At 73.6% G+C, this 23,763-nt stretch carries 26 protein-coding genes; 8 read left to right on the plus strand and 18 right to left on the minus strand.

Annotation, left to right across the window (positions count from 1 at the left end):
• Positions 1 to 22 precede the first annotated feature (22 nt).
• The gene (locus PUR56_RS15905; RefSeq protein ID WP_329949404.1) at positions 23 to 1,702 is read left to right on the plus strand and encodes a 4Fe-4S binding protein; all 1,680 of its coding nucleotides are present in this window, start codon (positions 23 to 25) and stop codon (positions 1,700 to 1,702) included.
• Between the two features lie 95 nt (positions 1,703 to 1,797).
• Here PUR56_RS15905 and PUR56_RS15910 read toward each other — a convergent pair whose 3' ends face one another.
• The 7 genes from PUR56_RS15910 to PUR56_RS15940 form a co-directional block, all read right to left on the minus strand.
• Positions 1,798 to 2,232, minus strand: a complete 435-nt coding sequence (locus PUR56_RS15910; protein ID WP_329882008.1) for a hypothetical protein — start codon at positions 2,230 to 2,232, stop codon at positions 1,798 to 1,800.
• Positions 2,233 to 2,491: 259 nt separating this feature from the next.
• The gene (locus PUR56_RS15915) at positions 2,492 to 3,715 is read right to left on the minus strand and encodes a helix-turn-helix domain-containing protein (RefSeq protein ID WP_329949405.1); all 1,224 of its coding nucleotides are present in this window, start codon (positions 3,713 to 3,715) and stop codon (positions 2,492 to 2,494) included.
• A gap of 175 nt (positions 3,716 to 3,890) precedes the next feature.
• Complete coding sequence (locus PUR56_RS15920) at positions 3,891 to 4,838, minus strand: ABC transporter ATP-binding protein (protein WP_329949406.1); 948 nt, start codon at positions 4,836 to 4,838, stop codon at positions 3,891 to 3,893.
• Positions 4,835 to 5,869, minus strand: a complete 1,035-nt coding sequence (locus PUR56_RS15925; protein ID WP_329949407.1) for an ABC transporter ATP-binding protein — start codon at positions 5,867 to 5,869, stop codon at positions 4,835 to 4,837. Before PUR56_RS15925 ends, PUR56_RS15920 begins: the two co-directional genes overlap by 4 nt.
• The gene (locus tag PUR56_RS15930) at positions 5,866 to 6,864 is read right to left on the minus strand and encodes an ABC transporter permease (protein ID WP_329949408.1); all 999 of its coding nucleotides are present in this window, start codon (positions 6,862 to 6,864) and stop codon (positions 5,866 to 5,868) included. The genes PUR56_RS15925 and PUR56_RS15930 overlap by 4 nt, the downstream gene beginning before the upstream one ends.
• Complete coding sequence (locus PUR56_RS15935; RefSeq protein WP_329949409.1) at positions 6,851 to 7,819, minus strand: ABC transporter permease; 969 nt, start codon at positions 7,817 to 7,819, stop codon at positions 6,851 to 6,853. Before PUR56_RS15935 ends, PUR56_RS15930 begins: the two co-directional genes overlap by 14 nt.
• Positions 7,816 to 9,375: an ABC transporter substrate-binding protein gene (locus PUR56_RS15940; RefSeq protein WP_329949410.1), complete on the minus strand. Its 1,560-nt coding sequence runs from the start codon at positions 9,373 to 9,375 to the stop codon at positions 7,816 to 7,818. The genes PUR56_RS15935 and PUR56_RS15940 overlap by 4 nt, the downstream gene beginning before the upstream one ends.
• Positions 9,376 to 9,702: 327 nt before the next feature.
• Between PUR56_RS15940 and PUR56_RS15945 the strand changes: the two genes are divergently transcribed.
• Entirely contained in the window at positions 9,703 to 10,314 is a 612-nt protein-coding gene (locus PUR56_RS15945) for a TetR family transcriptional regulator (RefSeq protein WP_329949411.1), read from the plus strand.
• A 61-nt stretch (positions 10,315 to 10,375) separates the two neighbouring features.
• Here the strand turns inward: PUR56_RS15945 and PUR56_RS15950 are convergent, their stop codons facing one another.
• Entirely contained in the window at positions 10,376 to 11,206 is an 831-nt protein-coding gene (locus PUR56_RS15950; RefSeq protein WP_329949412.1) for a GntR family transcriptional regulator, read from the minus strand.
• A gap of 245 nt (positions 11,207 to 11,451) precedes the next feature.
• Between PUR56_RS15950 and PUR56_RS15955 the strand changes: the two genes are divergently transcribed.
• Together PUR56_RS15955 and PUR56_RS15960 are read left to right on the plus strand one after the other, a co-directional pair.
• Entirely contained in the window at positions 11,452 to 12,231 is a 780-nt protein-coding gene (locus PUR56_RS15955) for a tyrosine-protein phosphatase (RefSeq protein ID WP_329949413.1), read from the plus strand.
• Positions 12,228 to 14,015, plus strand: a complete 1,788-nt coding sequence (locus PUR56_RS15960) for a glycoside hydrolase family 3 protein (RefSeq protein ID WP_329949414.1) — start codon at positions 12,228 to 12,230, stop codon at positions 14,013 to 14,015. The genes PUR56_RS15955 and PUR56_RS15960 overlap by 4 nt, the downstream gene beginning before the upstream one ends.
• A 181-nt stretch (positions 14,016 to 14,196) precedes the next feature.
• On the opposite strand, the gene PUR56_RS15965 is transcribed toward PUR56_RS15960, so the two are convergent.
• The 3 genes from PUR56_RS15965 to PUR56_RS15975 all read right to left on the minus strand — a co-directional run bounded on the left by PUR56_RS15965 (position 14,197) and on the right by PUR56_RS15975 (position 16,236).
• Positions 14,197 to 14,553 (minus strand): hypothetical protein, encoded by a 357-nt coding sequence (locus PUR56_RS15965; protein WP_329949415.1) that lies wholly within the window; start codon positions 14,551 to 14,553, stop codon positions 14,197 to 14,199.
• Positions 14,554 to 14,614: 61 nt separating this feature from the next.
• Positions 14,615 to 15,871 carry an RNA polymerase sigma factor gene (locus PUR56_RS15970; protein WP_329949416.1) on the minus strand — a complete coding sequence of 419 codons (1,257 nt, stop codon included), beginning with the start codon at positions 15,869 to 15,871 and terminating at the stop codon, positions 14,615 to 14,617.
• Entirely contained in the window at positions 15,868 to 16,236 is a 369-nt protein-coding gene (locus PUR56_RS15975; protein ID WP_329882021.1) for a YciI family protein, read from the minus strand. Before PUR56_RS15975 ends, PUR56_RS15970 begins: the two co-directional genes overlap by 4 nt.
• A 208-nt stretch (positions 16,237 to 16,444) precedes the next feature.
• Here PUR56_RS15975 and PUR56_RS15980 point away from each other — a divergent pair, with 208 nt between their 5' ends.
• A complete protein-coding gene (locus PUR56_RS15980) occupies positions 16,445 to 17,089 on the plus strand; it encodes a dihydrofolate reductase family protein (protein ID WP_329949417.1) in 645 nt (214 codons plus the stop codon).
• Between the two features lie 272 nt (positions 17,090 to 17,361).
• Here the strand turns inward: PUR56_RS15980 and PUR56_RS15985 are convergent, their stop codons facing one another.
• The 7 genes from PUR56_RS15985 to PUR56_RS16015 all read right to left on the minus strand — a co-directional run bounded on the left by PUR56_RS15985 (position 17,362) and on the right by PUR56_RS16015 (position 22,604).
• Entirely contained in the window at positions 17,362 to 18,546 is a 1,185-nt protein-coding gene (locus tag PUR56_RS15985) for a helix-turn-helix domain-containing protein (RefSeq protein ID WP_329949418.1), read from the minus strand.
• Between the two features lie 221 nt (positions 18,547 to 18,767).
• Positions 18,768 to 19,676, minus strand: coding sequence for a transporter substrate-binding domain-containing protein (locus PUR56_RS15990; protein WP_329949419.1), 909 nt, complete (start codon positions 19,674 to 19,676; stop codon positions 18,768 to 18,770).
• Between the two features lie 21 nt (positions 19,677 to 19,697).
• On the minus strand, positions 19,698 to 20,477 hold the full coding sequence (locus tag PUR56_RS15995) for a hypothetical protein (RefSeq protein ID WP_329949420.1): 780 nt from the start codon (positions 20,475 to 20,477) through the stop codon (positions 19,698 to 19,700).
• The gene (locus PUR56_RS16000; protein ID WP_329882028.1) at positions 20,474 to 20,914 is read right to left on the minus strand and encodes a hypothetical protein; all 441 of its coding nucleotides are present in this window, start codon (positions 20,912 to 20,914) and stop codon (positions 20,474 to 20,476) included. Before PUR56_RS16000 ends, PUR56_RS15995 begins: the two co-directional genes overlap by 4 nt.
• 402 nt (positions 20,915 to 21,316) lie before the next feature.
• Entirely contained in the window at positions 21,317 to 21,508 is a 192-nt protein-coding gene (locus PUR56_RS16005) for a DUF397 domain-containing protein (RefSeq protein ID WP_329882029.1), read from the minus strand.
• Positions 21,509 to 21,556: 48 nt separating this feature from the next.
• Positions 21,557 to 21,748, minus strand: a complete 192-nt coding sequence (locus PUR56_RS16010) for a DUF397 domain-containing protein (RefSeq protein WP_329949421.1) — start codon at positions 21,746 to 21,748, stop codon at positions 21,557 to 21,559.
• A complete protein-coding gene (locus PUR56_RS16015) occupies positions 21,741 to 22,604 on the minus strand; it encodes a helix-turn-helix domain-containing protein (protein ID WP_329949422.1) in 864 nt (287 codons plus the stop codon). The genes PUR56_RS16010 and PUR56_RS16015 overlap by 8 nt, the downstream gene beginning before the upstream one ends.
• 310 nt (positions 22,605 to 22,914) lie before the next feature.
• On the opposite strand from PUR56_RS16015, the gene PUR56_RS16020 reads away from it, so the two are divergent.
• The 3 genes from PUR56_RS16020 to PUR56_RS16030 are packed head-to-tail and all read left to right on the plus strand — an operon-like array spanning position 22,915 to position 23,734.
• Positions 22,915 to 23,283 (plus strand): ATP-binding protein, encoded by a 369-nt coding sequence (locus tag PUR56_RS16020; RefSeq protein WP_329949423.1) that lies wholly within the window; start codon positions 22,915 to 22,917, stop codon positions 23,281 to 23,283.
• On the plus strand, positions 23,280 to 23,528 hold the full coding sequence (locus tag PUR56_RS16025) for a hypothetical protein (RefSeq protein WP_329949424.1): 249 nt from the start codon (positions 23,280 to 23,282) through the stop codon (positions 23,526 to 23,528). Before PUR56_RS16020 ends, PUR56_RS16025 begins: the two co-directional genes overlap by 4 nt.
• Positions 23,516 to 23,734: a hypothetical protein gene (locus PUR56_RS16030; protein WP_329949425.1), complete on the plus strand. Its 219-nt coding sequence runs from the start codon at positions 23,516 to 23,518 to the stop codon at positions 23,732 to 23,734. Before PUR56_RS16025 ends, PUR56_RS16030 begins: the two co-directional genes overlap by 13 nt.
• Positions 23,735 to 23,763: the final 29 nt, after the last annotated feature.

A 23,763-nucleotide genomic window follows, 5' to 3' on the forward strand; every position in this document is an offset into this window, starting at 1 on the left:
CAGCGAGGACCCCACCTCCGCCATGGCCTACGCGATCACCCGTACCTGCTGCAACGACGCCTCGTGCGTGTCCGTCTGCCCGGTCAACTGCATCCACCCCACGCCGGACGAGCCCGACTTCGGCCGGACCGACATGCTCTACATCGACCCGGCGGCCTGCATCGACTGCGGCGCCTGCGCCGACGCCTGCCCCGTGGACGCCGTCTTCCCCGTCGACCGCCTGACGGGGCCGGACACCGTCTTCGGGGAGCTCAACCGCGACTGGTTCCGCGACCACCCCTCCGACCACTCCTGGGGCACGCCCGCCTTCCCCCGCAGCCTGCCCGCCGGCCTCGACCTCGGCACCGGGCCGCTGCGGGTCGCCATCGTCGGCACCGGACCCTCGGCCGGCTACACCGCCCAGACGCTGCTGCGCACCACCGGTGCCGAACTCACCATGATCGACCGGCTTCCGGTGACCGGCGGTCTGCTGCGGCACGGCGTCGCCCCCGACCACCAGTCGACCAAGCGGATCGCCGAGAGCTTCGCGTCCGTCTTCCACGACCCGCGCCTGCGGATCCACCTCAACGTCGAGGTCGGCGCCGACCTCGCCCACGCCGAACTCGCCGCCCACCACCACGCGGTGGTGTACGCGGTCGGCGCCGCCGCCGACCGCAGGCTCGGCCTCCCGGGCGAGGACCTTCCCGGCAGCCTGCCCGCCACCACCTTCGTCCGCTGGTACAACGCGGAGCCGACCGTCCCGGCCGACGCGGTCGACCTGGGTGCCGCCGCCGCGGACGGTCCCGGTGCGGAGCGGGCGGTCGTCATCGGCAACGGCAACGTCGCCGTCGACGTCGCCCGGATCCTGCTCACCGATCCCGACCGGCTGGCCGCCACCGACATCGCCGACCACGCCCTCGCCGCGCTCCGCCGCAGCCGGATCCGCGAGGTGGTGCTGCTCGCCCGGCGCGGGCCCGAGCACGCCGCGTGGACCGGGCCCGAGTTCCTGGCCCTCACCCAACTACCGGGCGTCGAGGTCGTGGTGGACGATCATCCCGAGGTCCGGGCCGCCCTCGCGGCCGCCCCCGAGGGCTCGGGCGCGGCGCTGCTCGCGGGCCTTCCGCTGGAGCGCGTCGACGGCGCGGGCCCGCCGCGCCCCGGCCGGCGGATCGTGCTGCGCTTCCTCGCCACGCCCACCGAGCTCGTCGGCACCGGCCCCGCCGGGGCCGAGCGGGTCGAGGCCGAGCGGGTCGACGCCGTCCGGCTGGCCGGTACGGACGCCCTGCTCCGGACGGGCCTGGTGGTGCGTTCCATCGGCCACCGCGGCGTTCCCGTCCCCGGGCTCCCCTTCGACGAGGCCGCCGGAAGCGTCCCGCACCGGGCCGGCCGCGTCCTCGACCCGGCCACCGGCCGCCCGCTCCCCGGCGCGTACCTCGTCGGCTGGGCCAAGCGCGGTCCCTCCGGCGGCATCGGCGCCAACCGGGCCTGTTCCCAGGAGACCGTGGACGCCCTGCTGGACGACGCCGCCGCCCGTGCGCTTCCGGTGCCCACGGGCACGCGCAAGGAGTTCGACCGGCTGGTCCGCACCCGCCGCCCCGACGCCCTCGGCCTGCGCCACCTGCGCGCCATCGAGCAGGCCGAACGCGCCCGCGGCCAGGCCACCGGCCGCCCCCGCGTCAAGCTCCCCACCGTCCCCGCCCTCCTCGCGGCCGCCCGCCGCTGAGGTGCGGGAAGGGCGGTCGGACCTCCCTCGCACCGACGGCGCGCAGGAGGTCACCGAGCCACACGTGCGGGGGGCTGCGCGGGTCGGGCCGGCTGTCAGCTGAAGAGTGCGGTGAGGTCGAGGGGGGAGACCAGGAAGACGCCGGTCGCGGTGTCGTGGGAGTGGAGGAGGGCGGTGCGGCCGGCCGGGAGGACGGGGTCGCCGGGCGCGGTGCGGACCGGCAGGAGGGCGGGGGCGCCGTCGTCGGTGCTGGTCTCGGCCCAGCCCGAGGTGGCGGTGGCGCCTCCGGGGAGGATCACGCAGGCGCGGCCGACGAGAGGGAACGCGTCACCGTCCCAGTCCCCCTGGTCGCCGGCACACGGCTCGACGCACGCCTCCGCACCGCCGGATTCGGATCCGGTGCGGCGGCCGACGTCGCGACCCCCGTGCGCGGCGTCGGCCCCGAAGCCGCCGAGCAGGGCCGACACCCAGTACTCGACGGCCGTCACCAGGATCGGAGAGCCCGGCGCGGCCTTGAAGAATCCCCGCATCCGTTCGCCCCTCCGGCTCTCCTCGCGGCGCCGGCCCCCCGGGCGCCGTGGAGATCCTGGCAGGGCAGGGCCGTTCGCACATTGCCAGGATCCGGCAATCTTGACGGCCATTTGACACCCGGGAACGGACCGTGGGCCCGGGACGTCCGGGACCGATCGGGGGGAACCGGACGCCGGGAGCGTGCCGTACGGAGGTCGGCCACGCAGGAACGGGCCGCGCGGGGGGTGGGCGGCACACGGCCGACCGCGCGCAGGGCGGTCAGAGCGGCCGGGCCGGCCACTCCAGCAGGCGGGCGCCCATCACGGCGGTCTCCAGCGTGTAGCGGTGCAGCGCGTCGGAGGGGTCGTAGCCGGTCAGGGTGCGGATGCGCTCCAGCCGGTAGCCGAGGGTGCGCACGCTCACGCCGAGCCGGCGGGCGGTCTCGGCGTTCACGTAGCCGGCCTCGGCCTGCACGGTGATGGTCTCCAGCAGCGGTCGCGCGCCGCCGCGGGCCGCGGTCAGCGGTCCGAGCACGTTGCGGACCAGGTCGGCCATGGCGGCGCGGTCGCGCATCAGGACCGGGAAGACCAGCAGTTCCTCGGCCCGCAGCCGCTTCGCGGGCAGCCCCAGCCGTTCCGCGTACTCCAGGGTGCTGAGCGCCTCCTCGTAGCTGCGGACGACGCCGCCGGTGCCGGAGTGCCGGCGGCCGGTCGCGACCCGGACCGCCGTGGTGTGGCCGGGTGCGGGGCGGAGCGTGAGGTCGATGAAGGCTTTGAGGACCTCCTGCTCGCCGTCGGGGGCGATGCAGACCAGCCGTCCCTCCCGGACCACGATCAGGACGGTCCGCTCGTCGAACCGGCCGCACAGGTCCCGCAGGATCCGGCAGATACCGGTCCGCCCGTCGACGTAGGGGTGGCTGCCGACCGCGACCGCGACGGTGTAGCCGGCGGCGAGCCGCACGCCGAACCGCTCGGCCCGTTCGGCGAGCACCCCGAGGTCGCCGCGGCCGCGCAGCAGGTCGTCGATGAACTCCCGTCGGTTGGACTCCTCCAGGCGCATCGCCAGCCGCTGCGCGCGTTCGTGCCCCTCGCCGAGCGCGCCCAGCGCGGCCTCGGTGGCGGCGAGCACGGCGTCACCGGTGCGGCGCAGCTCGGCGGCGGTGACGGCGGAGGCGAGTCCGGGCAGGGTCTGCCAGGCCTGGCGGGTGGCGCCGAGGCAGTGCGTGACGAGGTCGCGGAGGCCGTGGCCGGCCTCGGCGCCGCGCTCGCCGAGGCTGCGCAGGCTCTCGAGTTCGGCGCGCCGCAGGAGGCGGCCGGTGCGGGAGACGTCGGCGAGCAGGTCGAGGCAGCGCAGGGTGAGTTCGGCGGCCACGTCGACCGGCCCCGGTGCGGCCGTCGACCCCGGTGCGGCCGTCGACCCCGGTACGGTGGGCGGCCCCGGTGCGCCCGACGGCTCCGACAGGCCCGGCAGTTCGGGTGGTCCGTGCTCGTTCGTCACCGTCATGCCGTCTGCTCCGCCCCGGTTCGTCCGCGTCACTTCGCATGCACTGCCCCGGGCGGAATGTTATCGGGTTGTCACCGACCGTGCCCGGGGCAGGGGTTGTGGCGGACGCGGCCGGGGGGAAACCGCAGGCCGGGCGCCGGCGGGGCCCCGGGGCGGTCTCCCGGGCGAGCGGCGCTCAGGGCAGCAGCGGACGGTGGCAGGCGGCCGTGCGCCCGGGCGCGACCTCCCGCAGCTCCGGCACCTCGTCGGCGCACCGGGCGTCGGCGAGCGGGCAGCGGGTGCGGAAGCGGCATCCGGAGGGCGGGTCCAGCGGGGACGGCGGGTCGGCGGGGAGCAGGCCGGTCTCCCCGAGCGGGCGGCCGGGTTCGGGGACGGCGGCGAGCAGGGCCGCGGTGTAGGGGTGGGCGGGGGCGGCGAGCACCTCCTCGGTGGGGCCCTGTTCGCAGAGCCGGCCGAGCTGGAGCACGGCGACGTCGTCGCTGACCGCCCGGACGACGCCCAGGTCGTGCGAGATGAACAGGCCGGCGAGGCCGCGTTCCTCGGTGAGCCGGCGGAGCAGGTTGAGGACGGTGGCCTGGGCGGAGACGTCGAGCGCGGAGACGGCCTCGTCGGCGATCAGGACGCGCGGTTCGGCGGCGAGTGCCCGGGCGATGGCGACGCGCTGGGCCTGGCCGCCGGAGAGCTGGCCCGGCCGGCGGTCGCCGAACAGGCCGATCGGCAGGCCGACGGCGTCGAGTTGCCGCTCCACCACCTCCGCGCGGTGCCGGGCCGGGTCCGGGTGGGCGTCCAGCGGTTCGGCGACCAGGTCGCGGACGGTGCGGCGCGGGTTGAGCGAGGAGATGGGGTCCTGGAAGACCATCTGCATCCTCGGCCGCAGGGCCCGCAGTGCGCGCGGGGCGAGGGCGGCCAGGTCGGTGCCGTCCAGGGTGACGGTGCCGGTGGTGGGCGGGGGCAGCCGGAGCAGGGCCTTGGCGATGCTGCTCTTGCCGGAGCCGGACTCGCCGACGAGGGCGAGGGTCCGGCGCTCGTGGAGCGCCAGGTCGACGCCGCTGACGGCGTGCAGCGGTCCGGAGCGGGTGCGGTGGACCACCGAGAGCCCGGTGGCCCGGAGGACGGCGGTCATGCGGCGCTCTCCGTGGCGGTCGTGGCGGGCGTGGCGGTCACGGTCTTCTCCAACGGGGTGAGCGGGAAGTGGCAGGAGGCGGTCCGCCCGGGACCGGCCCGGTGGACCGGTGGCGCGTCGGTCGTGCAGACCGTCTCCGCGCGCTCGCAGCGCGGTGCGAACGGGCAGCCGGGGAGCGGCCGGGAGAGGTCCGGCGGTGAGCCGGGGATGGCGGGGAGGGTGCGGCGCAGCGGCCCGGTGACCCGCGGCACCGAGCGGAGCAGCGCGGCGGTGTAGGGGTGGGCGGGGCGTTCGGTGACGGCCTCGGTGGGTCCGGTCTCGACGACGCGTCCGCCGTACATGACGGCGATCCGCCGGGCCCGTCCGTAGAGCAGGCCGATGTCGTGGGTGATCAGGAGGGTGGCGAGGCCGCGGTCCTCGCGGTGCCGGTCGAGCAGGTCGAGGACGGTGCGCTGGACGGTCACGTCGAGTGCGGTGGTGGGTTCGTCGGCGAGCAGCAGGGCGGGCGAGCCGGCCAGGGCGGCGGCGATGCCGACGCGCTGGCGCAGGCCGCCGGAGAGCTCGTGCGGGTACGCGCGGGCGCGCCGGGCCGGGTCGGGGACGTCGACCGCGGCGAGCAGTTCGGTGGCGGTCTCGCGGCGGGCCCGGCGGGAGAGCCGGCGCCGGTTGGTGAGCGACTCGGTGACCTGGTCGGCGATCCGGACGACCGGGTTGAGGGAGGTCATCGGGTCCTGGTGGACCATGGCGACGCCGGTGCCGAGGAGTTCGGCGCGCCGGGCGGGGGCGGCGGTGAGCAGGTCCTCGCCGTCGAGGAGGACCTGTCCGGTGGAGGTGACCCTGGTGGTGCGGGGGTGGATGCCGAGGACGGTCCGGGCGAGCACGGACTTGCCGGAGCCGGACTCGCCGACCACGCCGAGGCACTCGCCGGCGTCGATGGTGAGGTCGATGCCGTGCAGGACGTGCAGGGCCCGGCCGTCGGGGGTGTGCAGGGTGGTGTCGAGCGAGCGGACCTCCAGGACCGGGGCGGTCATGTGCGGCTTCCCTTCGAACGGAGCTGCTCGCCGAGGTAGTTGAGGGCGAGGACGGTCAGGCAGAGCACCGCCGCGGGGGCGAGCGAGATCCACGGTGCGCTGCCGAGGGTGGTCCGGCCCTCGGCGATGATGCCGCCCCAGGAGGGCTCCGGCGGGCGGAGCCCGAAGCCGAGGAAGCTGAGCGAGCCCTCGGCGACGATGGCGACGGTGGTGGCGGTGAACGCGAAGGTCAGCGCGATGGGCGCGACGTGCGGCACGACCTCGCGGCGCAGGATGCGCAGCGGCGCGGTGCCGATCATCCGGGCGGCCTGGACGAAGCCGCGCTCGCTGAGCGAGAGCACGACGGCGCGCACCACACGGGTGAAGTGCGGCACGGTGAACAGGCCGATCAGGGTGCCGACCACGGCGAGGCCGGGGCCGCGCAGGGCGACCACGATCATCACCAGGATCAGGGTGGGCACGGACATCAGCAGGTCGGTGACGAAACCGATGGCCTTGTCGACCGGGCCGCGGAACCAGCCGGCGGCCACCCCGAGGGCCCCGCCGCCGAGCAGGCCGACGGCGATGGTGAGGCCGGCGACGGCGAAGGAGGCGCGGGCGCCGGCCACGGTGCGCTGGAACACGTCGCGCCCGGCGGCGTCGGTGCCCAGCCAGTGGCCGGGGCCGGGTGCGGCGGACGGGTGGGCGAAGTCGCCGTGCAGCGGGTCGAAGCCGGGCAGCAGCGGCAGCAGCAGGGCGGCGAGCGCGACCAGGGCCAGCCAGGCGCCGGCGGCGATCACTCCGGCGGACGGCCGCCGCCGGGCGCTGCGCGGCAGGTCCTTGCGCGGGTGGCCCCTGCCCGGGCGGGCGGTCGCCGGGGCGGCGGGCCGGGCGCCGGTGGCCGTCGCGAGCTCCGCCGCGGTCACGGCGTGGGCGTCGGTCACGGCGTGGGCGGTGGTCACGGCATCGGCGCTGGTCACGGCACCGGCGCCGGTCACGGGTTCAGCGGTGGTCATGGGCGATCCTCGGGTCGATCGTGCGGTACAGCAGGTCCACCGCGAAGGTGGCCGCCACCACGGCGACGGCACTGACCACCACCACCGCCTGGACCACCGGGAAGTCGCGTCCGTTGATGGCCCCGGCGGCCAGGCTGCCGACGCCGGGGACGGCGAACAGCGACTCGACCAGCACCGAGCCGCCGAGCGACGTCCCGATGCCGATGCCGACCAGGGTGACCAGCGGCAGCGACGACGGGCGCAGGGTCCGCCGCAGCAGCAGGCGCGCGGTGCCCATGCCCCGGCTGCGCGCGGCGGCGACGTAGGTCTGGTCGAGGGTGTCGATGAGCTGGCCGCGCAGCGTGCGGGTGAAGACGGCGGCCTCGGTGAGGCCGAGGGTGAGCGCGGGCAGCACCAGGTGGCGCAGGTTGTCGAGCGGGTCCTCGGTGAACGGGGTCCAGCCGGTGGCGGGCAGGATCCGCAGCTGGACGGCGGCGATCCAGATCAGCAGCAGGCCGAGCACGAAGCCGGGCACGGCGAGCCAGACGAAGGCGCCGGCGGTGGCGATCCGGTCGACCGTGCCGCCGGGCCGCCAGGCGGACCAGAGCGCGACCGGCAGGGCCAGGCCGAGCGCCACCACCTGGGCGGTGACGAAGAGTTCGAGGGTGACGGGGATGCGGTCGGCGAGTTCGGTGGTGACGGCGGCGCCGGTGGAGAGCGAGTGGCCGAGGTCGCCGTGCAGGGCGTCGCCGATCCAGCGCCAGGTGGCGGTGAGGACGTTCTCGTCGAGGCCGAGCGTCGCCTCGTACGCGGCGACCTGTTCGGGGGTGGCGGTGGGGCCGAGCGCGGCGAGGGCGGGGGAGCCGGGCATCAGGTGCGGCAGCGCGAGCGCGGCCACGGTGACCAGCAGCAGGACGGCGCCGGCCCGTCCGGCCTGCCCGGCCCACCCGGCGACGCGCAGGGTCCGGGCTGTCACTTCTTCACCCACAGGGCGGCGGGGGAGACGCTGACGACGGTCCGCTTGGAGACGTCGGGCAGTCCGCCGGTCTTGGCGGAGGCGAGGAAGCCGACCGGGTTCTCGGTGAGGAAGAGCATCGGGGCCTCGTCGACGACGGCCTGCGCGGCCTCCTGGTAGGAGCGGGTCCGCCGGTCCTGGTCGAGGGTGGCGCGTCCGGCGGCGATCGCCTGTCCGGCGACGGGGCTGTTCCAGCCGGTGAAGTTGTAGGGGGCGTTCGTCCCGTAGAGGCTGGCCAGGGCGGTGTCGGTGTCGCCGAAGAGGCTGGTGACGAAGTCCATGACCTGGAACTGGCGCTGGTACATCGCGGTGCCGAGGCTCGCGGAGTCCATCGGCTTGATGGTCATCTTGATGCCGGCCTCGGCGAACATCTGCTGGAGCACGGTGGCGCGCTGCTGGCCCTCGGGCCGGTTGTCGACCAGGTACTCGAAGGCGAGGTCCGGGTGCCCGGACTCGGCGAGCAGGGCGCGGGCCTTGGCCGCGTCGTGCGCGGGGTAGGCGGCGGCGCCGCGGTAGGGGGAGGTGGAGCCGATCGGGCCGTCCGAGACCTTGCCCTGGCCGAGGTAGACGATCTTCTCGACCGCCTCGCGGTCCACCGCGTACTGGACGGCCTTGCGCACCTTCGGGTCGTCGAAGGGGGCGGCCTTGGTGTTGAACAGGACGGTGGAGGTGGAGCCGGGGCCGGTGGTGGCGCGCAGCCCGTCGCCGGCGGCCTGCTTGTACTGGGCGGGCGTCTCGGTCCAGATCAGGTCGGCGTCGCCGGAGCGCAGCGACTGGTAGCGGCTGTCGGAGTCGGGCAGCACCTTGTAGACCAGCTTGTCGGCGTGGCCCTTGGCGCCCCAGTAGGAGGGGTTGCGGGCGAGGGTGACCGAGACGCCGGGCTGCACGCTCTCCACCGTGTACGGGCCGGAGCCGACGGCGGGGCTGTCGGCGGCGGCGGGCGCCTCGGACACGTAGCCGAGCGAGCGGGTGAACAGGTTGGGGAAGGCGGCGTTGGGCGCCTTGAGGGTGAAGACGACGGAGGTGGGGGAGTTGACCGCCATCCCGCCGATGGCGGCGGCGTCGGCGGCGCACGCGCACTTGGCCTCGGGCTTGGAGAGGCGGGTGACGTGGTCGACGACGGCCTGGCCGTCGAGCGGCTTGCCGTCGCTGAAGGTGACGCCCTCGCGCAGGTCGAGCGTCCAGCCGGTGGCGTCGGCGTTGGGGGTGAAGGACTTCGCCAGGTGGGGCTGGACGGCGCCGTTGTCGCCGTTGATCATCAGCGGGTCGTAGAGCGCGTTGGTCAGGATCATCATCGGCATCGACGTGAGGGTGGAGTCGGCCGGGTCGAGCTTGGCGAAGGGGCGGTCCAGACCGATCTTCAGGGTGCCGCCGTCGACGGCCGGGCCGTCGTTGGCCACGGCCTTGGTCGCGCCGTCGCCGGAGACCGTGTCGTCGGAGGCCGAACAGGCGCCGGCGGTGAGGGCGAGGGCGGCCGTGCAGGCCGTCGCCACCAGAACGTGCGTGTGCCGCTTCATGGTTTCCCGTGCTTCCTCGGAGGGGGGGAGGGGTGGCGAGGGGCGGACGCCGAGGTTCCGGTCGTCGCCGCGTTCGTCACCGAGGACGTCGCCGGGGACCACCTTTCGGAAGTGGCACAACTGCCAATTGGCAGTTGTGCAAACTTCGCGTGACGAACTGCCGACGACTTCGCGCTCGCCTTGAGCGAGCCGCGTCCGCCGTGATTGCGTACGGACGAGGCCGTATGCGGTACGGCAGTTGACGGGAACGACCGACACGCACGACGCCCGGGGGAACCGGGCGCGACGAGGGGCGAGCAAGGTATGCAGGGGCAGGGGACGGACACCGTGGCGGCGAGTGGGGCCGAGAGCGGGCTGCGCGACCGCAAGCGGGCGCAGACCCGGCAGGCGATCCGGACAGCCGGGTTCGACCTCTTCGAGGAGCAGGGCTTCGAGGGCACCACGGTGGACCAGATCTGCCGGCGCGCGGACGTCGCCCACCGCACCTTCTTCCGCTACTACGCGTGCAAGGAGGCGCTGCTCTTCGGCCTGGACTTCGGTCAGGTGGTGCTGGACGCCTTCGCGGCGGCGCCGGCCGGGCTGGGACTCTGGGCGGCCTTCGAGCACGCCGCGCGGACCACCGACGGGCAGTTCGAGGAGCCCGCCGAGCACACCGCGCGGCGCCGTGCGCTGCGCCGGCGCTTCATCGACATCCGGACCGTGCACGACTTCGCGGTGATCCAGATCGACGTCCTCGCGCAGCGGGCGGTGGTGATCGCCGGCGAGCGGCTCGGCGTCGACCCGGCCGTCGACGTCCGGCCGCAGGTGCTGGGCGCGGCCCTCGCCGGGATGACCCGGCCGCACGTCATGTCCCCCGGCACGGCGAACCCGATGGAGGCCTGGGCGCAGGCGTTCCGCGAGCTGGTCGGGCCGGGCGACGCGGCGGGGGACCCGCGGTGAGTCCGGGCCCGGCGGGGCCGGACCCGCCGCGGTGCCGGGCCCGTGCCTCCGGGCGCCGGGCCTACGCCTCCGGGCGGCGGGCGGACCCGCCCGCGTCGTCCCGGTCGCGGAAGTGCATCACGAACCGCGCGCTGCTGCCGTCGATCCGCCGCCGGACGTACAGCGCGGGCGTGCCGTCCGGTGTGCAGCTGACGCCCTCGCGGACCAGCAGCGGGGTGCCGGCCGGCACCCCGAGCAGCTCCGCGTCGGCGAGGTCCGCGCCGATCGCGCCGAACGCCCGCCAGTCGTACTCCAGTTCCACCCCGGCGGCCCCGGCCAGGGCCGGCACCATGTTGCCGGGGCGGCCCGGCCGGACCAGCTCGGTGGGCAGCGGCCCGGCCGCGACCCAGTAGCTGCTGGCCACCCGGGGCCGGCCGCCGAACCGGATCACGGTGTCCACCCGGGCCAGTTCGCCGGGCTGCCGGCCGAGCTGCCGGGCGGCCTCCTCGTCCTCGGCCGAGCCGGCCACCGGTGGGGCGGCGACCACGAACTCCCCGTCCGGGTCGGTGCCCTGCGGCGGCCTGGTGTCCGGTGCGGGCGGGGCGTCCAGCGGCAGCGAGCCGTGCACGCTGCCGAGGTCGACCCGCTGGCTGGCCGGGTCGACGGTGATCGAGATCCGGACGGCCGGCGGGCGGACGAAGGTCCCCACGCCCCGGCGGATCTCCAGCACGGCCGCCCGCTCCAGCTCGGCCACCGCCTGCCGGACGGTCAGCCGGTTGACCCCGAACTCCGCGCTGAGCTCGGGCTCGCTGGGCAGCCGGGCGCCCGCCGGGTACGTGCCGGCGTCGATCCGCTCCTGGAGCTGCCGGGCCAGTCGGCGGTACAGCGGGGTGTCGCTTCGGTGCGTTGCCACGCGGCAGATCCTACGGAGCCGGGCGGCGCGCGGGCGGCGCGCGGGCGGCCTGTGGGCGCCGTCGGCCCGTACTGCGGCCGGGTCGGTCCGATGTTCATCCTGTCGTCGCTTGCCCTGCACCGGGCTCGACCGGTAGACATCTAGACATCTAGATGTCCTACCCCGAGGTTCCGGGCACCGCTCCACCGCCGGGTTCCCCCGGCCGCACACCCCGCCCCACCGTCCTCCTTCGAAAGGCCCCTCCCATGTCCCTGGTGAACTTCCGCGACCCCGCCGCCCTCGCCGACCCGGACGGCCGCTGGGTCCGCCCCGGTGCGCTCTACCGCTCCGCCCAGCCGTACCCGGCCGCCGACCCCGTCACCGTCGAGCTGCTGACCGGCTCCGGCATCCGCACCGTGATCGACCTGCGCGGCGACGCCGAGGCCGATCCGGCCGACTGGGCCGCGGCAGCTGCGGCCGGGATCGAGATCGTCGAGGCGCGCATCCAGCCCACCAACCCGGCCCTGGAGGCGTCCATGCGGGAGATGACCACCGCCGCCGACCTCGGCGCCTTCTACCTGCTGATGGCCGAGTCCGCCCCCGCGTCGGTCGCACGCGCGGTCGAGGCCGCCGCCCGCCCCGGCGGCGCGCTGCTGCACTGCGCCGCCGGCAAGGACCGCACCGGCCTGCTGACCGCCCTGCTGCTCGACCTGGTCGGCGTCCCCGCCGAGGAGATCGTCGCCGACTACGCCCGCACCAACGAGGCGCTGACGCAGATCTTCGAGATCCTCGCCGAGCGCAACCGCAGCGCCCTGAACGACTACCACGCGGGCTCGCTCACCGTGCCCGCACCGCTGCTGGAGGCCCCGGCCGGTGCGATGGTCGCCTTCCTGGAGCTGGTCGCCGCCCGCTACGGCGGCACCGAGGGCTTCCTCGCCCACTGCGGCGTGGAGGCCGCCACGATCGAGGCCTTCCGCGCCAAGGCCGCCGCCGCCGCTCCCGCCACGGCTGCTTCCGCCACCGCCGGTGCGGAGGCCCTCGCATGACGGCCCGGCTCCGCCACCACGACGGCACCCCGTTCCGGGACCTCAACCACAACGGCACCATGGAGCCCTACGAGGACCCGCGGCTGCCCGTCGAGGAGCGCGTCGACGACCTGCTCGGCCGGATGACCCTCGCCGAGAAGGCCGCCCTGATGTGCCACGGGCGGATGCTCCCCGGCGGCCACGGCCCGTTCCCGTCCGGCGACCACCTGATCACCGAGCGCGGCCTTACCGCCTTCGGCATGATGGCCGTGCCCGACGCCCGCACGATGGCCGAGTGGAACAACCACGTCCAGGACCTCGCCGCCGCCGGCCGGCTCGGCATCCCGGTCACCCTCGCCTCCGACCCGCGGCACGGCTTCACCGAGAACCCGGCCACCGCCTTCACCGGCGGCGGCTTCTCCACCGGCCCCGAGCCGATCGGCCTCGCCGCCACCGACGACCCGGCCCTCGTCCGGGAGTACGCCGAGCTGATCGGCCGCGAGCTGCGCGCCGTCGGCATCCGGCTCGCCATCCACCCGATGGCCGACCTCGCCACCGAACCGCGCTGGGCCCGGATCAGCGGCACCTTCGGCGAGGACGCCGACCGCGCCTCCCGGACCATCGCCGCCTACATCCGGGGCCTCCAGGGGGAGCGGATCGGCCCGGACAGCGTCGCCTGCATGACCAAGCACTTCCCCGGCGGCGGCCCCCAGTTCCGGGGCGAGGACTCGCACTTCGCGGCCGGGCGCCGGCTCGTCTACCCGGGCGGCGCGTTCGAGCAGCACCTGCGCCCCTTCGAGGCCGCGTTCGAGGCCGGCACCGCGCAGATCATGCCCGCCTACGCGATCCCGTCCGGCAGCGGGCTGGCCGAGGTCGGCGCCAACTTCAACCACGACGTCATCACCGGTCTGCTGCGCGGCACGTACGGCTTCGACGGTGTCGTCTGCACCGACTTCAACGCGATCACCGGCATGGACGTCCCGGGCATCGTCAGCCTCCCGCCGCGCCACTGGGGCGTCGAGGAGCTGTCCGTGCCCGAGCAGGTCGCACTGACGCTGGACGCCGGCGCCGACCAGCTCGGCGGCGAGACCGACCCGGAGCTGATCCTGACCGTGGTCCGCTCCGGCGCGGTGAGCGAGGCCCGGATCGACGAGTCGGTCCGCCGTCTCCTGCGCGACAAGTTCCGCCTCGGCCTGTTCGACGACCCGTACGTGGACGCGGACGCCGCCGCCGGGCTGGTCGGTACCCCGGACGGGCGCGCGCTGGGCCGCCGGGTGCAGGCCCGCTCGCTGGTCCACCTCGCCGGGCAGCCGCTCGACGGCGGCGGCCGGCTGTACGTCGAGGGCGTGGACCGGGAGGTCGCCGCCCGCTACGGCACGGTCGTCGACCGGCCGCAGGACGCCGACGTCGCGGTGATCCGGCTCGCCACGCCGTACGAGAGGCGCGAGGGGCTGCTGGAGCAGGCGTTCCACTCCGGCTCGCTGGAGTTCGAGCCGGCGGAGGCCGCGCGGCTGGCGGAGCTGGCCGGCGCCCTGCCCACCGCCTTCGTCGCGCAGCTGGAGCGGCCTGCCGTGCTGACCCCGCTGGAGCCCCGTGCGGCCCTGCTGGTCGGCGAGTTCGGTGCGGCCGACGACGTGGTGCTGGACGCGGTGTTCGGCCGGGCCCCGATGACGGGCTCGCTCCCGTTCGACCTGCCGCGCTCGGACGCCGCCGTCGAGGCCGCCCGGGAGGACGTCGCCTTCGACACCCGCGACCCGCTGTTCCGCTGCGGCCACCCGACCGCCCCGCGGGGCACGACCGCATGACCGGGGGCCGCGGCCCGACGGAGCAGGAGGTCGGCGGGTCCGGCTTCCTGCTCCGGTGCGCCCGGAGCGGGCAACCGCCGCCGGCTGCCACCGGCTTGTCCGCCGGGTCCTCCTCGCCCCCGGCTGCGCAGCCGTCCGCCGGCGGCGCCCGAGGATCGCACCGACCTGACCGCCCTGCGGGTCACGCAGGGCCGGATTTGCGTTCGGTCAGTTCGTAGAGCTGACGGTCCGGCGCTCGGAAGTGCAGGTAGCGCTCACGGTCGTTCTCGCCGACCGGCCCCACGTCGACGCCCGCTTCGCGCAGATCTGCCGCCGCGGCGTCGAGATCGTCCACGAGGAAGCCGACGGACCGGGGTGTGTCCCCCATCCCGCCGGGCGAGGCCACGGCGAAGGTCGAGCCGTCGGGCAGTGCGAACAGGTCGGCCTCGACGCCCTCCACCTGGAGACGGGGCAGCCCCAGGGTGTCGCCGAGGAAGGCGGCCATCCGGGAGCGATGGGGCGTGGACGTGCCCGCGAAGACGAGGCCGAGGATGCGCATGCCGTCATGCTCCCGCGCGCCCACCACCCCGGCGACTGATTTGTTCGAGTGCCGGCGGCGTTCAGGGTGTCCTCCCGGGCCGGTCCAGTCGGGCGGCGCGGGTCTCCAGGTAGTGGCGTTCGGTCGGGCTGGTGGTGCCGAGGGCGGCGCGGTGGTAGTGCTCCCGGGCTGCCGGACGGTCGCCGGCCCGCTCCAGCAGGTGCGCGCGGACGGCGTGCAGCCGGTGGTGGTCCGTGATCCGGTCGTCCGCGGCCAGCTCGTCCAGCAGGGCGAGGCCGGCCCCCGGTCCGTCGATCATGGCGACCGCCACCGCCCGGTTCAGGCCGGCCATCGGGTTCGGCGAGATCCGTTCCAGGATCTTGTAGAGCGTGTTGATCTGACGCCAGTCGGTCTCGTCGGTGCTGGGTGCCTCGTCGTGCAGCGCGGCGATGGCGGCCTGCAGCTGGTAGGGGCCGAGGGCCGAGCGGGTCATCGCGTCGGTGACGAGCGCGACGCCTTCGGCGATGCGGCCGCGGTCCCAGCGCGAGCGGTCCTGCTCGTCGAGCGGGATCAGCTCGCCGTCCGGTCCGGTGCGGGCGGTCCGGCGGGCGTCGGTGAGCAGCATCAGGGCCAGCAGGCCGGCCACGGCTCCGTCGTCCGGCAGCAGCCGGTGCAGCAGCCGGGTCAGCCGGATCGCCTCGGCGGCCAGGTCGTCGCGGCGCAGCCGGTCGCCGGAGCCGGCGGTGTAGCCCTCGTTGAAGATCACGTACAGCACGTGCAGCACGACCCGCAGGCGCTCGGCCCGGTCCTGCCCGACCGGCATGGTGAACTCGCTGCCGGTGGCCCTGATCCGCTGCTTGGCCCGGCTGATCCGGGCCGCCATGGTCGGTTCCGGCACGAAGTGGGCGCGGGCGATCTCCGCGGTGGTCAGTCCGCCGACCGCGCGCAGCGTCAGCGCGACCTGCGAGGCCGGAGTCAGCGCCGGGTGGCAGCAGAGGAACAGCAGGGTCAGCGTGTCGTCCCGGTCGGCCGGGGTGTCCTCGCCGGGGCCGGGCGCCGTCCGGTCCGGCTCCCGGGCGGCCACCGAGTCCTCGCGCCGGCGCCGGGCCTGTTCGCTGCGGATCCGGTCGACGAGGCGGCGGCCGGCGACCGTGGTCAGCCAGCCGTGCGGGTTGTCCGGGACGCCCTCGGCCGGCCAGCGCGTCGCCGCGGCGATCAGCGCCTCCTGCACGGCGTCCTCGCTCAGGTCGAACTGCCCGTACCGGCGCACCAGCGCGCCGAGGGCCTGCGGCGCGAGCGCACGCAGCAGGTCCTCGACGGTGGCGCGGGAGGCGCTCACGCGGTCGGGCCGCCGGAGAAGACCACCTGGCGGACCTCGATGCCCAGGCCGTTGACCCGGGCGTCCGGAATCATCGCGGCCAGCTCCAGCGCGCGGTCCCGGCTCGCGACGTCGACCAGGTAGTAGCCGCCCAGGAACTCCTTGGCCTCCAGGTAGGGGCCGTCGGTGACGACCGGCACACCGCCACGGACGCGGACCACCGAGCTCTGGGACGGGTCGGCCAGCGCCCCGGTGTCGACCATCTCGCCGGACTCGCGGATCGTCGTCATGAAGGCGCCGTGGCCGTCCATGATCTCCCGGCGCTCGGCGTCGGTCAGTTCCTCCATGATGGCCGGGTCGATGTGCATGATCAGCAAGAACTTCATGTCCAGCTCCTTACCGTCGCGGTGCCCGGTCGGGCCCCGTCACCGGGTGGTCGTTGCGGGCCGACCGCCCTTGACGTTCCGGCGGTGCGTTCAGCGGATCAGGTGATTCTGCCGATACGGGTCAAGATCCGTCGACCGGCTCCGACCTCACGGTGACGACCCGGTCCGGAGGGTCGCACCACCGTTGTCACGACGACAGGAGGACCACGTGGTCCAGCTACTGAGAGTCCAGAACTTCAACGTCTCGGCCGACGGGATCGGCGCCGGCGAGGACCAGACCTTCGAGCGGCCGTTCGGTCACGTCGACCCCGGGCGGCTGTTCGCCTGGGCCGGTGCCACGGCGAGCTGGCCGATGCGCACCGACCCCGGGGGCAGCCGGGGCCTCGACGACTACCTCACGCGGGACTACGCCCGCAACATCGGTGCCGAGATCATGGGCCGCAACAAGTTCGGGCCCCAGCGCGGGCCCTGGCGCGACCACGAGTGGCGCGGCTGGTGGGGCGACGAGCCGCCGTTCCGCACCCCGGTGTTCGTCATGACCCACCACACGCGGCCTTCGTTCACGCTCTCCGACACCACGTTCCACTTCGTCGACGCCGACCCGGCCGCCGTCCTCGCACAGGCCCGGGAGGCGGCCCGGGGCAAGGACGTCCGACTCGGCGGCGGGGCCACCACCATCCGGCAGTTCCTCGACGCGGACCTCGTCGACACCCTGCACGTGGCGGTCTCCCCGGTGACGCTCGGGTCCGGGGTGCGGCTCTGGGAGTCCCCCGACGAGCTGCTCGACCGGTTCCACCTGGACGTCGTCCCCAGCCCGAGCGGGGTGACGCACCACCTGTTCTGGCGGAAGTGACCGCTCCCCGGACCCGGCCCGGGGCCGCCGCCGGTGGAGTGGGAAGTCGGCCCGGCCGACTTCCCACTCCACCCGGTGGTGTGGCGGCGTCTCGCTCGTACCGAGCGAGACGCCGCGACCGCGAGTCCGTCGGCGTCGATCAGAGATTCACCGGAGTCGGCGTCCCCGCTCCGACCATCTCGACTGAAGTCAGCCTTGGAGCGGTAGTGCGCCACCGGCCAACAGCGCGGAGGCGAGCCCACGGGGGCTCGCCTCCCTGTGCGTTGTGCCGGTCACTTGCCGCTCGCCGGGGACGAGCCGTCGGAGGTGTTGCCGCCCTCGTCGGACCCGCCGCCGCCGTGCCCCGAGCCCTTGTTGCTGTCGTCCTGCTGCTTGCCGCCCTTGCCGTCGCCCTTGCCGCCGCCGTGCTTGCCCATGCTTGGGGCTCCTCTCGATGTGGTGGTGTCGGATGGCTGGTGCCGTGCCGTGTCGGCCGCGCTCAGTCTCATTCCTCGGGCCACCCTCAGCGCCTCATCCGGACGGGCGTGCTGCACAGCCAGCCGCACGCGCTCGATACGGACCGAGGAACGGCTGAACACGCTGACCATGCGACCGTCCGAGGTGGCGGGCAGGCGAGCGAGCCCGGTCGTTGCCTTCTCGGCGGTGCGCATCATGTCCGAAGCGCCTTCGAAGTCCCCACCCCGAGCGGTACTCGTGGCCGCCGACATCAGCAGGCCGCCCCAGACGCGCAGCCCGTCGGCGTCGGTGATGCGGCCCCGCTCCACTTCGTCGGCGGCGTGCACGGCCAGGTACCGGGCATCGTCGAGCCGGTTCTGCCGCTGATACGCCCAGGCCACGGAGTTGCACACCATCGCTGGCAGCAGCGGGTCCCCGGAGGCGTCCGCCGCTGCCATCGCCCTTTCCAGGCTGGACAGTCCGAGATCGGTCTTTCCCAGCCGAATGGCGAGGTGGCCGCCTAGTTGCAGTGCCTTTCCCAGGGCATGCTGCGCTGCCGGCCGGTCCTGCCCCTTGCCGACGGCGGCAGCGAGACGCGCATCGCCGATGATCTCGGGAAGCATGCTCATCACGCGGCCGAAGTCGGCCTCGTGGTAGAGCGTCCACGCGTCGGCTATCTCGGCCCGGAGCATGGGAAGTGAGAGATCGTCAGCACTGTCCGGGGTGGGCGGTGGAGCGAAGAGCGGCGGCATGATCGCACGGCGGACGGCCACGAGCTCCGGTGGTTCGATGTCCCCGGTCGAGGGGACGGCCGGTGGGTCGCCCAGCAGCGCCGTCAGCTCGACGTCGAGGCCCTTGGCGAGGGCGTGCAGGGTGGGCAGCCGTGCTGACTGCTTCCGCCGTTGCTCCAGCTTTCGGACCACGTCCACGGAAATGCCGGCCTTCGTGGCCAGACCTTCCTGTGTGAGATCGGCCATCCTCCGGAAGTTGGCCAGGCGGTCTCCAAGGTGCTCGATAGCCATGCGCCGACAGTACGCCTCGGCTGCCGACCATTGGTCGACCACTCGGCGAACGCGGAACGGCCCGGGCCCGGATCGGCCTCCTCGGCCGCGTTCGAACGGCTCGGCCCGGCAGTTCCCCGGGCCCGGGGACATGGAGTTGCGGGCGTCGGGAGGGCTGCCCCGGTGCAGGAAGTCGGCCCGGCCGACTTCCTACTCCGGGGGAGCGGGGGTGGTGTTCCCGGTCAGTTCACGGCTGCGTTGCCCACGCCGTCGCGGCAGGACAGGGCGTCGATCTCGGACGCCGTGGGCCTGGCCTCGTTGCGCGTGTCCAACGGCACCTTGGGCAGGTTGTTCTGGAAGTCGCGGTCCCACTCGTTGCTCACCGCGTACTTCTTCATGGCCTCCCGCAGGATCTCGCAGTCCTTGCGGTGGCCCTTCGCGAGGGCGACGCCGTAGTCGTTGGCCGCCCCGAACGCGATCTCCGGCACGACCGCGAGCGTGGGTTCCGCCTCCATGAAGCCGTAGAGGATCAGCTGGTCGGTGGAGACCGCGTCCACCCTCCCCTCCTTGAGCTCCTTGACGCAGGTCCCCGCGTCCTCCTGCTCGCTCAGCCGCACCTTGCTGTAGGAGGGCTTGTTCAGTTCCGACGCGGACGTCGTGCTCCGCCAGACGCACACCAGCTTGCCGTCGAGGTCGCCGGTGCTCCGGAACCGGTCGCGGTCGTCCGCCCGCACGAGGACGCCCTGCTGGCCGGAGGCGTACGGGCCCACGAAGTCGAGACCCTCCCCCTCGCCGTTCTCCTTGAACGGCCGCATGCGCTGCTCGGTGATCGAGTAGGTGGCCACCACGAGGGCGAAGGTCTCGTTCCGCAGGAAGGGGGCGCGGTTCTTGGACAGGACGCCGTCGAAGAACGGCGTCCCCCCGTTGACCCGTTCCAGGAGTTCCCTGGCCACGGTGACGTCCAGCCCGACGAACTCGCCGGAGTGCAGTTCGAGGCCGGTCCCCGGCTGGTCGCTCTTCACCCCGACCCGTACTTGCTTCCCCTCGCCGAGCAGGGGCTTCTTCGCCTCGCCCCCGCAGCCGGTGAGGGCGAGGAGGGCGGCCACGGCGGCAGCCCGGATCGCCGGTACGTCCCGACGCTTACCCGTCACGTGCTTCCCCCAGGATCGTCGTCAGTCGTTGAAGAGCGTTCCGCGTGCCGCCACCTGCATGCTGCAGCCGGGCCCGGTGCGCACGGTGACGTCGATGGTCACCTCGCCGCGGCTCCCGCCGAGGTCGAACTCGACGACGGCTTGCGCGGGCACCCGCTTGGTCGTCGGGGTGACTCCCGGCGTGGTCGGCGTCAGGGTCGCCGTCGTCTTGTGGACACAGGTGGGGGACGTCGGGTTGTCGTCCGAGACCGTCAGCGCGAGGCGGAGGTGGTCCCGGACGTTGTCGGCCGTCGAGGCGGGCACCACCAGCGTGCGCGTCCCGGCGACGGCGCCGGCCAGGGGCTGGCCGCCCCGGACGGAGATCTCCACGGTGATCTCGCCGTTGCGCCGGACGTCCTCCAGTCCGGCCAGACCGAGGAGCGCGAGGACCAGCGCGGAGGACAGGAGCAGCAGGCCGGCCGTGGACGGCTTGCTCGGCGCCGCGGTCGGCGCCGCCCCCTTCGGGCCCTTCGCGGCCGCCCCGCCGATGACGCACAGGACGGCCACGACGAACGCGGCGGAGAGGGCGAGGTAGAACCAGAGGTACTGGTGCTGCGGACCTCCCGGCCAGGACAGGACGGCGTAGACGGCGGCGGCGACCGCTGCCAGGAGCGGCAGCAGGACCACGACCGGCAGCGAGTCGCCGTTCCGCCCGTTGCCGAAGTTGAAGATGCTGCCCGCGCCGATGGTGCTGCCGACGATCGTGCGGTCGCCGGTCGAGGTGACGGATGGCGGCCCGTTCGCGGCCGGGGGTTCCGTCATCGGGTGTCACCGAAGTTGAAGGTGTTGTTGTCGCCGAAGCTGCCGCCGACGATCGTCCGGTCGCCGGTCGAGGTGTTCGTGACGGGCCCGGCGGGCGCCGTTCGGACGAGGTCCACCAGCCGTTCCGCGGAGAGGCCGCTCGTCGTCGCGCTGCCGAGCCACGAGGACAGTGCCTGGGCGAGACGGAGGCGCTCGGCATCACCGAGGCCGCTGAGCAGGGTGTCCACCTGTTCCTCGGGCAGGTGGTGACGGTCGAGGGCTTCGGCCACCTCGTCGGAGTGGCGTCCGAAGAGCCGGCGGAAGAATCCCTGGCCCGCGTCCAGGGTTCCCCCGGCTACGCGTTGGGCGGCTTCCTGTGTCAGGTGTGTCCCGAAGGTGGTTGCAGCGACGGTGAAATACGGAGCAATCGCAGTGATGTCGGCGAGCAGTTCGGACATGACCCCTGGCCCCCCCAGTACGTCTCGGCCACACGCTGATAGCTGTGTCGACAGGGATGGTAGCGATCGGGGGACCGCAGCGCATCAGGCTTGCTAGGCTGACTGTCCGTCAGTTGCCTGACTCGGGGGGCGATGTGGTGGCGGTCGGGGCTGCCGGCCCGTGAAGCCGGGTGCGTCGAGGCTGCCGGTGGTCCGGGCGTTCGCCCCGGTGCGGGACCGGAGGACGACGCGGCGGCCTTTCCGGGGACCGGGCCACCTGTCGGGCCGGGCTCCGGGGGAGGGGGATTCCTCGTTCGGGCCGAGTGGCGATCCGGAGGGAACGTCCTGGTATCGCAAAAGCCCCGCCCCGCCGAGCACCCAGCTCGGCGGGGCGGGGCTTTCGTGCTCCGGATCGTTCGGAGGTCAGGCGTGGTGGTCGAGTTCGCCGGCCTTGATGGCGTGGAGGAGACCGGTGAATGCGGTCGGGGTGGTGCGGAGGATGACGTCTCCGTCGTCGGACTCGCGGAGCTCGATCAGCCCGTCCGTGAGACGTACTTCGACGCACTCGTTGTTCGCTGCGCTGTAACTCGACTTCTGCCAAGCATGGGTGCTCATGGGGCCTCCGCGATCTGGGTATCGACGCTACAGATCCGCCGCCTGTGGTCAGGCGTGGTGGTCGAGTTCGCCGGCTTTGATGGCTTGGAGGAGGTTCGCGAAGGTGATGGAGTCAGTGTGGACTATGACGCCGGGGTCATCGGACTCCCGCAGCTCTACCGCCCCATCGACGGCGCGGATCTCGACACACTCGTCGTGTGCACCGCTAAAGGTGGACTTCTGCCAATCCCGGTCATGCATACCTACCCTCGACTTCCTTCTTGATGGATCGGATGAAGTCCCGTGATCCGTCTTCGGAGAGCGCCGAGGTCTCCGTCCGGTTGAAGATGGCTCGCTGCTTGGCCAGATCCGCTGGGGAGTCAAAGAAGAGAGTTCCTTGGGAGACGTCCATCTGCACGGTGTCGAGCTCGGGGACTGGGCCCTCTGCGAACGTGAGGTTCTCGCCAGCGCCAGGAAAAGTGTCGACGGCGAATGGTACGACCCGGACCGAGATTCCAGACTGAGCGGAGTCGTCGACCAGTGCGCCCAGTTGCTCAGCGAGCACTTTGGGACCGCCGAACTGCATGCGTAGCGCCGCCTCGTGGATGAACGTGGTGAGTGGCGTCTTGCCGGAACGAACGACCTGCTGCCTCTGAACGCGGAAGGCCGTCCTGACATCTATGTCTGCCCGGGATAGTGGAGGGTAGACACGCGTAAAAACGGCCGAGGCGTAGGTTCCGGTCTGAAGAAGCCCAGGAATATACGTCGTTGTGCAGATCGAGATTGCTCGTGCGTGGCTCTCAACCTCGGCTACTTCGAGAAAGTCTGTGGTCAGGACCTCTTTGTAGGTCTCCCACCAGCCCTTGGACCGCTCTCCGATGACCTCGGCCAACGCTTCGATCAGTGGGCGATTGGCGCAGTTGCAGGCAGCAGCAATGGTGTGGAGGCGGTCGACGCTGATCCCGATCCGACCTGACTCCATCTGAGTGACCTGCGCAGGGCTCATCCCAACGATGCGGCCGAGTTGAGAGCCTCCAAGGCCCGCTTGCTCCCGCATCCGCCGCAGCTCGGTTCCGAGACGGCGTTGACGGAGCGTTGGAGTCGAACGTGGAGGCATGGCTTCCTTCCCGGACGGTCGGGCCCAGTGTGCCGCGCTGGTCAGCTGGCGGTCCACTGGAGAGGGGGGTTCTGGCCGCCGCTACCACCCTAGAGTGAAAGTCCAGCGAGAGTGGAAAATTAGATACTGTCCTGCGCTATCGTCAATGTCACAGCGATCCGACGGGTCGTCAGTAACGCTTGTTCGTACGGGCGGCAGGCGTCTGCTGCCCTCTCGCACCGCAGAGCAGCCATGGCTGGGCCTGGCTCACGGTGACGCATCCGCCGACGCTCACCCTCCCCACTCGCACGACCTCACTCGGAGGTTCCCCATGCGTGCCTTCAACCCGCCCGACTGGTCCGCCGCCCGCGAGGAGCTGCGGGACGTGCTCGCCCTCGCCTGCTGGCCGGACGACCTGATCCGCGACGCCGAACTCGCCCTCCACGAGCTGTACGTCAACGCCTGGCGCCACGCGGGCTGCCAGGCCCCGACCGTCGTGGTCGTCCTCCTCCCCACCCGCACCGTCCGTGTCTCCGTCGCCGACGACAGCCCCACCCTCCCCGAACCCCGCAGCTCCGCCGACCCCTACGAGCTCTCCGGACGCGGCCTCCACCTCGTCCGCTCCCTCACCCACCGCTTCGGCGCCGACCCCCGCAAGTCGGGCAAGCGCGTCTGGTTCGAGCTGGACGCCGCCGCGTGAGCCCGGAACCGATCGCGCCGGACGACCCCGTCATCCGCACCTACACCGACGCCGAGGTCACCGCCCTGCTTGCCGAACTCCACGAAGCCGGCCGCCCGTTCGGCATCCGCTGGGGCTCCGCCGCCACCCTCCCCGGCACCGTGGACGGCCGCATCCTGATCGACTTCGGCAACGCCCCCGTCGCCACCCTCCTCAACCTCCTCCGCCTCCTCCGCGAAAGGACCGACCCGCGATGGGAGACCTGATCCCCATCCCGCGCCCGCACATCGAGCGCACCACCGTCCCCTACCTCACCGTCGAGTCCGTCCCCGACGCCGACCTCCAGCTCCGCTTCCCCGCCGACCTCGACATCAACGCCGCCCCCGGCGACCACCTCGCCGTCCCCCTCACCCGCGCCCAGGCCCGCGACCTCCTCGAAAGCCTCGCCCACCACCTCGGATACCTCCGATGACCGACTACCTCGTCGCCACCGCCTTCGCC

This window comes from Streptomyces sp. BE303, from assembly GCF_036290945.1.
In the GTDB taxonomy this organism is placed as follows: Bacteria; Actinomycetota; Actinomycetes; order Streptomycetales; family Streptomycetaceae; genus Kitasatospora.

Excerpts from the sequence above, each read along its gene's own strand:
- PUR56_RS15955 (WP_329949413.1), top strand. The coding sequence starts at position 11,452 with ATGTCCCTGGTGAACTTCCGCGACCCCGCCGCCCTCGCCGACCCGGAC.
- PUR56_RS16030 (WP_329949425.1), top strand. The coding sequence starts at position 23,516 with ATGGGAGACCTGATCCCCATCCCGCGCCCGCACATCGAGCGCACCACC.
- PUR56_RS15995 (WP_329949420.1), bottom strand. The coding sequence starts at position 20,477 with ATGACGGAACCCCCGGCCGCGAACGGGCCGCCATCCGTCACCTCGACC.
- PUR56_RS16020 (WP_329949423.1), top strand. The coding sequence starts at position 22,915 with ATGCGTGCCTTCAACCCGCCCGACTGGTCCGCCGCCCGCGAGGAGCTG.
- PUR56_RS15975 (WP_329882021.1), bottom strand. The coding sequence starts at position 16,236 with ATGAAGTTCTTGCTGATCATGCACATCGACCCGGCCATCATGGAGGAA.
- PUR56_RS15960 (WP_329949414.1), top strand. The coding sequence starts at position 12,228 with ATGACGGCCCGGCTCCGCCACCACGACGGCACCCCGTTCCGGGACCTC.
- PUR56_RS15910 (WP_329882008.1), bottom strand. The coding sequence starts at position 2,232 with ATGCGGGGATTCTTCAAGGCCGCGCCGGGCTCTCCGATCCTGGTGACG.
- PUR56_RS15965 (WP_329949415.1), bottom strand. The coding sequence starts at position 14,553 with ATGCGCATCCTCGGCCTCGTCTTCGCGGGCACGTCCACGCCCCATCGC.
- PUR56_RS15915 (WP_329949405.1), bottom strand. The coding sequence starts at position 3,715 with ATGACGGTGACGAACGAGCACGGACCACCCGAACTGCCGGGCCTGTCG.
- PUR56_RS16010 (WP_329949421.1), bottom strand. The coding sequence starts at position 21,748 with ATGCATGACCGGGATTGGCAGAAGTCCACCTTTAGCGGTGCACACGAC.
- PUR56_RS15985 (WP_329949418.1), bottom strand. The coding sequence starts at position 18,546 with ATGGCTATCGAGCACCTTGGAGACCGCCTGGCCAACTTCCGGAGGATG.
- PUR56_RS15905 (WP_329949404.1), top strand. The coding sequence starts at position 23 with ATGGCCTACGCGATCACCCGTACCTGCTGCAACGACGCCTCGTGCGTG.
- PUR56_RS16000 (WP_329882028.1), bottom strand. The coding sequence starts at position 20,914 with ATGTCCGAACTGCTCGCCGACATCACTGCGATTGCTCCGTATTTCACC.
- PUR56_RS15925 (WP_329949407.1), bottom strand. The coding sequence starts at position 5,869 with ATGACCGCCCCGGTCCTGGAGGTCCGCTCGCTCGACACCACCCTGCAC.
- PUR56_RS15920 (WP_329949406.1), bottom strand. The coding sequence starts at position 4,838 with ATGACCGCCGTCCTCCGGGCCACCGGGCTCTCGGTGGTCCACCGCACC.
- PUR56_RS15930 (WP_329949408.1), bottom strand. The coding sequence starts at position 6,864 with ATGACCACCGCTGAACCCGTGACCGGCGCCGGTGCCGTGACCAGCGCC.
- PUR56_RS16005 (WP_329882029.1), bottom strand. The coding sequence starts at position 21,508 with ATGAGCACCCATGCTTGGCAGAAGTCGAGTTACAGCGCAGCGAACAAC.
- PUR56_RS15940 (WP_329949410.1), bottom strand. The coding sequence starts at position 9,375 with ATGAAGCGGCACACGCACGTTCTGGTGGCGACGGCCTGCACGGCCGCC.
- PUR56_RS16015 (WP_329949422.1), bottom strand. The coding sequence starts at position 22,604 with ATGCCTCCACGTTCGACTCCAACGCTCCGTCAACGCCGTCTCGGAACC.